This is a genomic window from Microcystis sp. M53603_WE2 (assembly GCF_030065435.1).
Genome location: NZ_JASJFF010000862.1, coordinates 1 through 10,818, shown reverse-complemented (window position 1 = coordinate 10,818; position 10,818 = coordinate 1). Strand labels below are relative to the sequence as shown.

Here is a 10,818-nt window from a genome sequence, read left to right as displayed (position 1 = left end):
GTCACTTTTAACCAATAAACCTGTCGAGTTTCCCTAACAGGAATAGCTGCAGGAGTTGCTGTTGGACTTGTCTCCACTGGACCGGGAGAAACCGGTTCAACAATTGGTGATTGACTTATCGGCGCTGGAGTGGGAGATTCAATCGGGTTTTCGCTGGTTTTCTGGGAGGAAGATAGGTGATGGACGGCAAACCAAGCAGTGGCCCCACCAGCAGTAAATAAAGCGAGGCCGATACCAATTATCCAAGGCAAAGAGATTTTATCACTAGAGCGAGAACTAGGCATAATTCAGTTATTAGTTATCAGTTATCAGTTATCAGTTTTAAGTTATCAGTTATCAGTTTTAAGTTTTAAGTTTTAAGTGAGCAGTTATCAGTTTTAAGTGAGCAGTCGAACGCTTTTATTCTCCCCCCGCAACGCGCACGAAGTGGTCTCCCCACTTCCCCACTTCCCCACCACCCCACTTCATAATTGATAATTCATAATTCCCACTTCCGATCTCCTGTTTTCCGACCGTTAAATTTAATTGGGGTTCCCCGATCGAGGCTTGATGCTGCCAAAGGCGGCTATACTCAGCTTATCATCGTCGATCTGCAATTGGAGAAGGCGGGCGATAATTCCTTGTTTCTCGAAGTTTTTTAAATCTAACTGGGTGGATATACCCTCGGCAAACCCCTTGAGAAGGCGCGAGGAGATGCGACGACCATTAAGAGTGGCTGTGGGGTCAATAAGCTCGATTTTTCGCCCCTGCACTAGCTTAAATCCCACTTCTAAGCTCAGATCGAGGCTGGCTGCCGGTTCGTCTGGCCGTTGGGTCTCCAGCTGCAGGCTGAGAGCGACTCGATTATTATTAAGAAAGTTAAAATTTGCTTGACTAAGTTGATATTTTGTGCTACCAAATTCTTCCCTAGAGGGAATCAGATTATTAATCAGGGTCTGAATTTGTTCTTTGACCGCTGCCGATTGTAAAGCTTGATTAACATTAGTTTCCGTGAGGACAAGATGCAATGCTCCCGCAGCCGGTCGGCGCAGTGCGGCGGCTAAACTGCTGTTTTTTTGCTGTAATTGCCGCAAATCGAGGCTAATTGGCTCAGTTTCTAGCTCGATCTTCTCAATGCGAACATCAGCAAGGGGATAAATTCCCCGTGCAGAAATGCGAACTCGATCGATTTTGCCTTGCAGAGCCTGATAATTGGGAGTATTATCGACCCTGACGGCTAATTGTTCCACTTTTTGGACTTGGGAGCGAAGGGTATGGGCTAAAACCGTATCAATAATTGCCCCTGCGGGAGTTAACAGGGTCAAAACACTAGCGAGAGTGATTGTTAGCCATTCCATCGCTCAATTACACCCATCCAGCTAAATTTTGCCAAGCATTAGTCAAAAGCTGACTTAACCAACGTCGTTGCACTTGATCTAAAATCGGGTCTTCTGCGAGAATTTCTTCAGTCAGATCATCGAGAGATTGACCCTGAGCGCGGGCCATTCTGATAATTCCCGCAATCACGGCAGCGATCATCTCCTCGTCCACGGGGCGCTGTCGGAGGGCGGCAATTTCTTCGGGGGTAGTCGGGATGGGATAATTCATAATCAGATGGTCCTGGCTGTGTATTAATCTAGGTATGTAAAGTTTTTTAAACTTTTTTCAGAAAACTTTTTGTGTAGTCTAGCGTAATCAGACGATTTTTAGGTGTAATAGCTAAATCAAGATGAGAGAGATACTTTACAGAGAAATTCCGACTCCCGACTCGATCGCCGTTTGTCAGTGGTTACAATCCGATTGGCAACCTGCAAGCGGTGTCAAGACAAATACACCTAACGGGGTGAGATTGCGCTTATCGGAGGCGATCGAATTATCGATTTTTGTCTGGACGCTGCAACGGACTACTTATTTAAAAGTTTTCCGCTGGGGTGAGCGATCGCATGATCAAGAAACATCCCTGACTCGGCAGCTCGATCGAGCTTTACAAAAGCGTTTTCCGCCGCAGTTTAGCACGATACCAAACATCGATCAAAAAAATCACTCAATTTTTACAGATTTAGAAGCGGACTATCCCCTAACGGTTCACTACTTCCGCAAAATGCCCCAAGGAGAGGCAGACTTAGAACGTTTGTATTGGTGGGAAAAACGTTGGCGCGACAGTGCCAAAAATCCCCAACAACCGCAGCCAGTAATTTTCTCTAGTAGTGAGGAAAATGATCATCCCATCACCTACGACTTAATTTATATTGGTGGTGCCTTGGGGGCAATTCATGCGGCACAGATGGCCAAATTAGGTTATCGAGTCCTCTTAGTAGAAAGACTACCTTTCGGACGGATGAATCGGGAATGGAATATCTCTCGATCGGAGTTTCAAAGTTTAATTAATTTAGGCTTATTTACTGCCGAAGAATTCGAGGAATTAATCTTCCAAGAATACATCGATGGCTTTAATAAGTTTTTTGATGGCAATAATCCACCCCATCTGAAGGCGGAGATTCTCCATACTCCCACGGTTTTAAATATCGCCATTAATTCCGATAAATTGCTGCAATCCTGCGGTAAAAAAATACAGGATCATGGCGGTAAAATTCTCGATCAAACCGAATTTATCAAGGCTGATATTACCGCCAATAGTGTTACTGTCACCCTTAATCATGGTGGAGAAATTCAACAGATAAAAGGTCGTTTATTGATTGATGCTATGGGTTCCGCTTCTGCCATTGCCTGGCAATTAAACGGAGTGCGTGCCTTTGATAGTGTCTGTCCGACGGTGGGGGCAGTAGTAGAAGGATTCGATCCGGTGGTGTGGGATTCTCACTATGGCGATGTCTTAAATTCCCATGGCGATATTTCTAAAGGTAGGCAATTAATTTGGGAATTATTTCCGGGGGAAGGAAGAGAATTAACTTTCTATCTATTTCACTATCATCAAGTCCATCCCGATAACCCCGGTTCTCTGTTGGAAATGTACGAAGATTTCTTTACTATTTTACCCGAATATCGACAGTGTGACCCAGAAAAATTAACTTGGAAAAAACCCACCTTTGGTTATATACCGGGGCATTTTAGCACAGGGAAAAAAGATCGAATTGTCTCCTTTGATCGCATTTTAGCCATCGGTGATGCCGCCTCCCTGCAATCACCCTTAATTTTTACTGGGTTCGGTTCTTTGGTGCGTAATTTAGAGCGCTTAACCCATCTTTTGGATCTGGCCTTGAAACACGATTTACTAACAGCTAAAGACCTAGAAAACGTGCGGGCCTATCAAAGTAATGTGGCGGTAACTTGGTTATTTTCTAAAGGAATGATGGTTCCCACGGGAAAAACCTTACCACCCCAAAGAATTAACGCCATGTTAAACACATTTTTCGGTTTATTGGCCGACGAACCGCCGGAGATTTCCGAAACTTTTATTAAGGATAAAACCGATTGGTTGACCTTTAGCCGTTTAGCAATTAAAGCGGCCAGAAAAAACCCCGCTTTACTGTTATGGATAGCAGAAATGGCTGGCAGTCAGGATTTAATTCGTTGGTTGGGTTCCTATCTCGATTTTAGCCTTGATGGAGTCAAAAATCTGCTTTTCGGTCCCTGGGTTTCCCAATGGTTAAAAAACTCCCAAAGCTGGCTAGAAAAAGACAATCCTCGCCTCTGGTTAAAGTTATTGAGTTTTAATTATGGCCTAAGACATTAAGTAGGGTCTGCTGAAAAAGTAGGGGCGAAGCATTCGGGCATAACCTATCGCTGAAACCGTAGATTTCCTATCCGAAATGCTTCGCCCCGAAGATGCAAGGTTTTGAACCACGATTCTCTCAAAATCTTGCACCTGTGGGAGCGAAACAGGCATCTAAAACCCTTACCTCGTCTATATTTCACATTTATTCAGCCAACCCTAAGTAGGAGACTCCCAGACAGCTATCGGGGATCAGATTTGAGTTTTTACACTAAATCCAGTTATTAAAGACTGATTATTTATTTCCACTTTTGCCTTTTGCATGAGTGCCTTTTGCCTGTCTTCATAAGTAGCCTATACTCAACGGATTTAGAACGTAGGTTGGGTTGAAGCATGAAACCCAACGCCCGCATGGGTTACGCTACCGCTAACCCATCCTACAAATAATTGTGCCTACCTACTTAAGTAGCCTATACTCAACGGATTTAGTATTAGTTCACTGTTTGTGGAGTTAAGAAACTGTTGGAAAAGTTCAAGAATGCGCTTACCTAAAGGTTCTAACTGCGATGCTGATGTAAAATAGCCATCATCTTTTGGGCCACCGCTGCTGTTTGTTCCAGCATAGCAAAATGACCACAATCGGATAACTCAATGACGTTGCTGCCAGTTTCAAACAAAGGATGAAAACTGGCCAGATGGTTAACGTACTTAACTTCCATAATCTTATCCTCTTTCCCCGCCAGAAAATAGACCGGTTGCGGGAGACGGGAGACAATCTGGGGTAAAAGATGAACTTCGCTGATAGTGGTGGTTTCCAAAAGTGACCCTAGGGCCGCTTGGTAATCGGCCCGGACAAAATCAATCACGCGCTGTTTGCCCCATTTTTTACCTAGGGTTTGCTTGACCATCATCCGCGAGAATAAAACATCAATAAAGGGAACACGGGGCAACCAAGGCGGTCTTCTCTGTAAAATCTGTCTTCCGGCTTCCCGAAATCGCTCAAATTCCTCCTTTAGATAGATGCCACCGCCGGCATTCATACAGATTACCCCTTTAATCCTTTCAGGACAGCTATCCGCGGCCCACAAAGCAACACTACCACCGAGGGAATGACCAACTAACCAAGCAGCATCGAGGTTTAAGCGGTTAAGAAGGGTAATAACGTCTTGGGAGTAGGATTCAAGGTTATAACTGCTAGGAGGACTGTTAGAGGTGATTTTTTGGGAGTCGCCAAAGCCCCGGAGATCATAGACTAGACAGGGATAATCCGGGGAGAGAATATCTACCAAAGGCTGCCAGTAGTGACGACTCAGCAGCCAACCGTGTATAAAGACTAAAACCGGTTTATCCGCTCGGGGCGAAAATAACTCGTAACTGTGGGATACTCCCGATATGTCGATGGTAGGCATATAATCAATCTCAACCTAAATTAAACCGTTGATAGGGGTTACTAGGGAAACTTCTAGAGAAAAAAAGGTGTATTTAGCCTTGTTTATAGAGCAAAATCGGGGAAGCTTAGGATCTTCCCCCGATAGCTGATCACTCACTGCTATAGACAATTTCAAAAGCTTCTACTCAAGTATAAAACACTGGAGATACTTCCCTAAAATAGGATGAAAACCTTAGACTAGGATTCATCTATGAAATGCGATCGCTTTTTAACTCTTTCCCTCGTCTTCAGTCTGGGATTAGCTTTTCCCCCCTCTCTACCCGCTCAAAATCCCCCCGCTACCACCTTTCAACCCGGTCCTTGGCAGCCTGTTGCTAGGGTGAATACGAGTCGTCCCGTGGAGATTAAAATCATCAATCAAACCGATATTGACCTCAATTATGACCTATCGGCCAATATTAATTCCTCTCCCCAATTATTATCTCCAGGTACGGAGACAAACCTAAGAGGTTTGGTAATTCCAGCATATATTCTGATTAATCGGGCTAATGCCGCCGCAGATCCCTATTCTTCTAGTTTAATCTATGCCGTAGAGGTCAATGATGATAATTTAGTCACGATTACTGTCACCAAAGTTCCGGGGAGTACCCCCGGTTATACCACCTTTAACATCAATCAACAGGGTGCTATTTATATTTACTAGCTCTAGCTTAAGCTGTTATGGAGCCACCTCGATTGTTAATTAAGTTTAGGGTTCTTTCTACCTCCTTTGGCTTCAGGATTTTAAAATTCGTCTTCTTGGGCAAGAATTGTCTTAAGAGTCCCTTATTATGCTCGTTTAATCCCCCTCTCCCAAGAATGATAAGGAGTAGCAAAAAAAAAATCTGCCCCGATTTTCTGAGGGGGCATCTCAGTTTTGCAGAAATACTGAAAACAGGATATAAAGGAAGAAGAAATTGATCAACAGAGGCAAGGACAATGACCAGATTAAATGATGCTGACCGAGAAAAAATCGGAATCGAAGGTTAAAATTCGTTTGATTTTTAAATTCTCAGCCGTTACGACTAAAGTCGCATCAGCTAAATCCATTGGGCGATCTTTATATTTTTCCATCAGTGACAGTAATCGAGGATAATCTTTTTCTTCGATCGAGGCTAACCGTACCATTTTCTTCAATAGCAATTTACCGAGTTGAGCTTGCATCGACCATCCCCCACGTTGCAAGCAGAGATACATGGATTCGGTAAAACAAGCCCAAGTTGTTATTAGATAAGAGGACTCATTCTCGATCAAAATTTTAACTGCTTGATGTCGTGGCTGAGATTTATCTACCGAACAGAATAAAGGGGCAGTATCGCACAGGATCATAGGATCAATCCCTGTTGTTTATATTTATCCATCAAAAGATTTTCCTAGTCCTTTTCACTAATTTCAGAGGCGGTCAATTCCATTTCTTCAACTTCTTGAAACCATTTAGCCCATTTTTCTTTTAAGTCCTCTCTTCGGTACGCTTCAATTTCTTCGGCGATCTCTTCTTCGGTAATATCCTGAACGCCGGGTAAGGATTGAGTTTTATCGAAGAGTTCTTTAACTTTTTTGCTTAAAGCCTGACGGTTTTGTTTGTCCGCCAAATTTAACAAAGCGTCTTTCAATAAATCTTCAACGCTATTATATTTCCCTGTCGCTAATTGAGAGTTAATTAATTGTTCTAATTCGGGAGATAAGGTAATATTTATGGTAAAATATGCTCCTTTGTAATTCGGTCGATATTATGATGGTTCGTGAACGATTTCATCGATAAACTCTTCTTTTTCTTCTTCCGTCATGGTATTCCAATCATAGCCGCGTTCTTTGGCTACGATTCGAGCTTTGTCAATGGCGTAATTAGACAAGGATTCCCATCGATCCGACTGACTGAGGATGAGAATTTTATAAACTTCCCGTTGCTGTGCTTCGGGGAGTTGTTTGAATAAGTCGATAACTTGTTCGTTGCTTAAGGTTAAGTTCGGCATAGGTCAATTCTAGACACCAGCATGATTAATCAGTTTAACACCGGTCCTTAATGGAGAAGGTTTTCGGTTCGCCTACACCTTCCGGGCTTCGATCGGTTAGAATCGAGAAATTATCGGCCTAGAAAGTCCTTTCATCTTCGCGCTTGCCGTAAAATTATGATTGTCTCTCTCCAAGAAGCTCAAGCCAAACTGCCCGAACTGATATACAATCTCAAACCCGGGGAAGAATTGTTGATTACCGATAATAATCTCCCACTAGCCAAATTAATCGGGCAAACCCCCACATCTCCCCAACGTCCGGGGCCTGGCCTATGTAAAGGAATGATTACCATCGTGGCCGATGATGAAGAACACTTACAAGACTTTGCGGAGTATCTGCATTGAAATGTCTAATCGATACCCATACTCTGCTTTGGTACACACTCAACGAATCCCCACTAAGTAGCGCCGCCCATCAACTAATTAGGGTTTGCTGAAAAAGTTTGTTGGTGGGGTTAGGAGTCAGGAGTCAGGAGTCAGGAGTCAGTAGCTGGTCATTTCAGGCTTTGTTGCCCTCTTTTTTTTGTACCAATTTATGTACTACGAGAGGGATAATGCAAGGTTTTTGAGAGTCCCAATCGGATTTTCGCAGCATGAACATCGGATTTTAACAGGTCAAAAGCCTTATTTTAAAAGGGTTTTACCATTATTCAGCAAACCCTAATTATTAACCAAAATAACGAAATATTAATCAGCCCAGCATCCTATTGGGAAATCGCCATCAAAATCAGTATCGGTAAACTCATTTTACATCAATCTTACAAAGATTTTATCGACGTATGCCTTAATCAATATCAATTTAATATCCTTGCCATCACACCAGAACATACGGATGCGCTGATCACCCTTCCTTTTTATCATAAAGACCCCTTTGATCGCCTTCTGGTAGCTCAAGCCATTGTTGAAAATATTCCGATTATTAGTGTAGATACTATTTTAGATCGGTACGGTATTCAACGTCTTTGGTAGGGCGATCGTTTTTCTCAACCTATCGGAAAACTCGACACTATAACCCCTTTCTAATCCCTCGATTTGATGTTTTTCTACCAATTTCCCACGTCTCCTGCGGATAATCTTGCTTCGCGAATATCTTTTAATAAAATCCCATTGAGTAAAGTTCATAATTCATGGTTATTATTTCGATCTAAAAAGTCCAGAAAGTCTTTTGCTTTCACGATCTGAATATTTTGATATTCAACCAGTGAAAGAAGATGTTTGTCCCCCGTGATAATATGGGTCGCATTGCCAACAATCGCACATTCTATGATCATATCGTCATCGGGATCATTGGGAACGGCTCTAAGTGTTCCACCTATAGAAACAATGCTAGAAGCATCACAAATTTCCTCAATGTATTTTCTAACTCGTTCTTCAGGAAATTTGATTTTTAGTAGAAGTTTTTCGGATAATTCGCCTAAAATCTCTGGACAAGTGACCGATCGAATCAGTTTGCTTTGGGCTAGGGAAAAACAACTATTCGGGCTACCGCTTTTAGAAAGCGCAGCAGATATGAGAATATTTGTGTCGAAGACAACAGTATAAATCACTACTTCTCATGAACGATTTCATCGATAAATTCTTCTCTTTCGTCTTCCGTCATGGTATCCCAATCGTAGCCGCGTTCTGCTGCGACGATTTTTGCCTGTTGGCTTCCGTAATCGGTTATAGCTTCCATATTTCCCCACTGACGCTGGATGAGGAATCTAAATAGTTCCTGTTGCTGTGCTTCGGGGAGTTGTTTGACTAATTCGATTACTTGTTCGTTGCTTAAGGTTAAGTTCGGCATAGGTCGCTTCTAGACAATAGCATGATTAATCAGTTTAACACGAGTCCTTAATGGAGAGGGTTTTCGGTTCGCCTACACCTTCCGGGCTTCGATCGGTTAGAATCGAGAAATTATCGGCCTAGAAAATCCTTTCATCTTCGCGCTTGCCGTAAAATTATATCTTTAACTAAATGGTGATCGCTAATTAATTATCGTAGTAAAGCTTGAAAACCTGCTTGAATAAAATGAACATCTGAAGTTAAAGCGTCGGTAATTTGATTTTCTTCCATAACAATAAAAGAAAAACAATCTACTAATCCCCAGCTTTTATCAGATCTTGATTCGTAGAGCTTTAAGCCTTTTTGAAAAAGAGTAGAAGTGATAGTAACAACGAATAAATTATCGGTTTGATAGCATTGCTTGATAAAGGCAGAAACCTTAGGACGATTGTAATGACTAAGAGCATTACCAACCTCCATAAAAATGGCTTCAGTAACCCAAACTGCTGTTGCATTTTTTACATAGGGGAGGAACTGCATAGCAATTTGATGATATTGATCATGAGGATTGAGAATTGCTTGGATAAAGACCGTATCTAAAAAAAGTTTGGACTTATTCATCGCTTATATTTCTTTTGGGAGTATCATATAAATAATGATCGTGTTCCCTTGACCAATCTTCTGGAGCTTCATAGGTGCCAGCCATTTCTTCTAACAGTTCCCAAGCATTTTTATGGTTATTTTCTAGTGGATCTTCCCGAGAAATAATTTGGATGATGTAATGGGTATTGGGTTCTAATTCAATCTTTTCTTCGGGACGGAAAACCATTCCATCATAACTAACTCGTAGATTTTTTATCATAATGGATTGTTGAGAAGTAATTCGATTACGGCCTACACAGTGCCTTAAGGCTAGTGTAACACACCCTCTCAACTATAACTGCCGTGCGATCGCACCCTCTTCTAGATGCCGATATTCTGCTAAAGATGGGAAAATATCAGTCCTGTAGAGTCAAGGTCGATCCTCGTGGGTGGGGAAACGGAGGGAATTTTCGGCCATGGTGACAACAGTAATCGTTTTTCCCAACCTATCGAAAAACTCGACACTATACCCCGTTTCTAATCCCTCAATTTGATGTTTTTCTACCAATGTTCCAACGTCTCCTGGGGATAATCTTTCTTCGGGAATATCTTGTAGTAAAATTACATTGAGTAAAGTTCATAATTGATGGTTATTATTTCGAGTTAAGAAATCTAGAAAATCTTTTGCTTTTACGATCTGAATATTTTGATATTCAACCAGTGAAAGAAGATGTTTGTCTCCCGTGATAATATGGGTCGCCTTCCCAGCGATCGCACATTCTATGATCATATCGTCATCGGGATCGGCAGATACTAGGGCAAGCTCTTGATTAATTCTGACAATTCGAGAAAATTGGCAAACTTCTTCCATAATTTCCTCGGTTTTTTCTTCAGAAAGTGTAAATTTTACAATAAGCTTTTCTGAAAACTCATCTAAAATTTCTTGGCAAGTTACCGATTGTATCCGCCCGTTTCTCGCCATAGACACGCACAGAAGTGGACTCCCACCAGGGAAAAGCAAGGCAGAAATTAGTATATTAGTATCAAAAACGACAATGGGAGCCACTATTTTTCATGAACGATATTATCGATAAACTCTTCTTTTTCTTCTTCCGTCATGGTATCCCAATCATAGCCACGTTTTTTCGCCACGATTCGAGCTTTGTCAATGGCGTAGTTAGACAAGGATTCCCATCGGTCCGACTGACTGAGGATGAGAATTTTATAAACTTCCCGTTTCTGGTCTTCGGGGAGTTGTTTGACTAATTCGATCACTTGTTCGTTGCTTAAGGTTAAGTTCGGCATAGGTCAATTCTAGACACCAGCATGATTAATCAGTTTAACACCGGTCCTTAATGGAGAAGGTTTTCGGTTCGCCT

At 42.1% G+C, this 10,818-nt stretch carries 18 protein-coding genes and 2 pseudogenes; 4 read left to right on the top strand and 16 right to left on the bottom strand.

Going from position 1 to position 10,818, the window contains the following annotated elements:
• From PX481_RS18380 to PX481_RS18370, 3 genes and pseudogenes are all read right to left on the bottom strand, one after another.
• Positions 1–284: pseudogene (locus tag PX481_RS18380) on the bottom strand (GerMN domain-containing protein); the annotation flags it as partial.
• A gap of 237 nt (positions 285–521) precedes the next feature.
• Positions 522–1,337 (bottom strand): LmeA family phospholipid-binding protein, encoded by an 816-nt coding sequence (locus tag PX481_RS18375; protein ID WP_288095355.1) that lies wholly within the window; start codon positions 1,335–1,337, stop codon positions 522–524.
• A gap of 7 nt (positions 1,338–1,344) precedes the next feature.
• Complete coding sequence (locus PX481_RS18370; protein ID WP_002763591.1) at positions 1,345–1,587, bottom strand: hypothetical protein; 243 nt, start codon at positions 1,585–1,587, stop codon at positions 1,345–1,347.
• A 121-nt stretch (positions 1,588–1,708) separates the two neighbouring features.
• Here PX481_RS18370 and PX481_RS18365 point away from each other — a divergent pair, with 121 nt between their 5' ends.
• Positions 1,709–3,673, top strand: coding sequence for an FAD-dependent monooxygenase family protein (locus PX481_RS18365; RefSeq protein WP_288095353.1), 1,965 nt, complete (start codon positions 1,709–1,711; stop codon positions 3,671–3,673).
• Between the two features lie 536 nt (positions 3,674–4,209).
• Here PX481_RS18365 and PX481_RS18360 read toward each other — a convergent pair.
• Positions 4,210–5,061, bottom strand: a complete 852-nt coding sequence (locus PX481_RS18360; protein ID WP_288095351.1) for an alpha/beta fold hydrolase — start codon at positions 5,059–5,061, stop codon at positions 4,210–4,212.
• A 231-nt stretch (positions 5,062–5,292) separates the two neighbouring features.
• Between PX481_RS18360 and PX481_RS18355 the strand changes: the two genes are divergently transcribed.
• Positions 5,293–5,745 carry a hypothetical protein gene (locus PX481_RS18355; protein ID WP_061431049.1) on the top strand — a complete coding sequence of 151 codons (453 nt, stop codon included), beginning with the start codon at positions 5,293–5,295 and terminating at the stop codon, positions 5,743–5,745.
• Positions 5,746–5,773: 28 nt separating this feature from the next.
• Here PX481_RS18355 and PX481_RS18350 read toward each other — a convergent pair.
• The 4 genes and pseudogenes from PX481_RS18350 to PX481_RS18335 form a co-directional block, all read right to left on the bottom strand.
• A pseudogene (locus PX481_RS18350) lies at positions 5,774–5,942 on the bottom strand (IS30 family transposase); the annotation flags it as partial.
• A gap of 87 nt (positions 5,943–6,029) precedes the next feature.
• On the bottom strand, positions 6,030–6,410 hold the full coding sequence (locus tag PX481_RS18345) for a type II toxin-antitoxin system VapC family toxin (protein ID WP_002763585.1): 381 nt from the start codon (positions 6,408–6,410) through the stop codon (positions 6,030–6,032).
• 44 nt (positions 6,411–6,454) lie between these two features.
• On the bottom strand, positions 6,455–6,673 hold the full coding sequence (locus tag PX481_RS18340; RefSeq protein ID WP_223213100.1) for a hypothetical protein: 219 nt from the start codon (positions 6,671–6,673) through the stop codon (positions 6,455–6,457).
• 138 nt (positions 6,674–6,811) lie between these two features.
• The gene (locus PX481_RS18335; RefSeq protein WP_002763580.1) at positions 6,812–7,054 is read right to left on the bottom strand and encodes a hypothetical protein; all 243 of its coding nucleotides are present in this window, start codon (positions 7,052–7,054) and stop codon (positions 6,812–6,814) included.
• A gap of 156 nt (positions 7,055–7,210) precedes the next feature.
• Between PX481_RS18335 and PX481_RS18330 the strand changes: the two genes are divergently transcribed.
• On the top strand, positions 7,211–7,438 hold the full coding sequence (locus PX481_RS18330; protein WP_002763578.1) for a type II toxin-antitoxin system Phd/YefM family antitoxin: 228 nt from the start codon (positions 7,211–7,213) through the stop codon (positions 7,436–7,438).
• 300 nt (positions 7,439–7,738) lie between these two features.
• The gene (locus PX481_RS18325) at positions 7,739–8,062 is read left to right on the top strand and encodes a type II toxin-antitoxin system VapC family toxin (protein WP_331852486.1); all 324 of its coding nucleotides are present in this window, start codon (positions 7,739–7,741) and stop codon (positions 8,060–8,062) included.
• Here PX481_RS18325 and PX481_RS18320 read toward each other — a convergent pair.
• The 8 genes from PX481_RS18320 to PX481_RS18285 all read right to left on the bottom strand — a co-directional run bounded on the left by PX481_RS18320 (position 8,030) and on the right by PX481_RS18285 (position 10,744).
• A complete protein-coding gene (locus PX481_RS18320; RefSeq protein ID WP_125731736.1) occupies positions 8,030–8,215 on the bottom strand; it encodes a hypothetical protein in 186 nt (61 codons plus the stop codon). The genes PX481_RS18325 and PX481_RS18320 overlap by 33 nt on opposite strands.
• On the bottom strand, positions 8,212–8,640 hold the full coding sequence (locus tag PX481_RS18315) for a putative toxin-antitoxin system toxin component, PIN family (RefSeq protein WP_002763576.1): 429 nt from the start codon (positions 8,638–8,640) through the stop codon (positions 8,212–8,214). Before PX481_RS18315 ends, PX481_RS18320 begins: the two co-directional genes overlap by 4 nt.
• Complete coding sequence (locus PX481_RS18310; protein WP_002750644.1) at positions 8,640–8,879, bottom strand: hypothetical protein; 240 nt, start codon at positions 8,877–8,879, stop codon at positions 8,640–8,642. Before PX481_RS18310 ends, PX481_RS18315 begins: the two co-directional genes overlap by 1 nt.
• A 188-nt stretch (positions 8,880–9,067) precedes the next feature.
• A complete protein-coding gene (locus tag PX481_RS18305) occupies positions 9,068–9,478 on the bottom strand; it encodes a type II toxin-antitoxin system VapC family toxin (RefSeq protein ID WP_002750647.1) in 411 nt (136 codons plus the stop codon).
• Complete coding sequence (locus tag PX481_RS18300; protein WP_002738017.1) at positions 9,471–9,719, bottom strand: hypothetical protein; 249 nt, start codon at positions 9,717–9,719, stop codon at positions 9,471–9,473. The genes PX481_RS18305 and PX481_RS18300 overlap by 8 nt, the downstream gene beginning before the upstream one ends.
• Before the next feature lie 150 nt (positions 9,720–9,869).
• Positions 9,870–10,007, bottom strand: a complete 138-nt coding sequence (locus tag PX481_RS18295) for a DUF4926 domain-containing protein (RefSeq protein ID WP_080602242.1) — start codon at positions 10,005–10,007, stop codon at positions 9,870–9,872.
• Between the two features lie 69 nt (positions 10,008–10,076).
• Complete coding sequence (locus tag PX481_RS18290) at positions 10,077–10,505, bottom strand: putative toxin-antitoxin system toxin component, PIN family (protein ID WP_190358718.1); 429 nt, start codon at positions 10,503–10,505, stop codon at positions 10,077–10,079.
• Positions 10,505–10,744: a hypothetical protein gene (locus tag PX481_RS18285; RefSeq protein ID WP_288095346.1), complete on the bottom strand. Its 240-nt coding sequence runs from the start codon at positions 10,742–10,744 to the stop codon at positions 10,505–10,507. The genes PX481_RS18290 and PX481_RS18285 overlap by 1 nt, the downstream gene beginning before the upstream one ends.
• Positions 10,745–10,818: the final 74 nt, after the last annotated feature.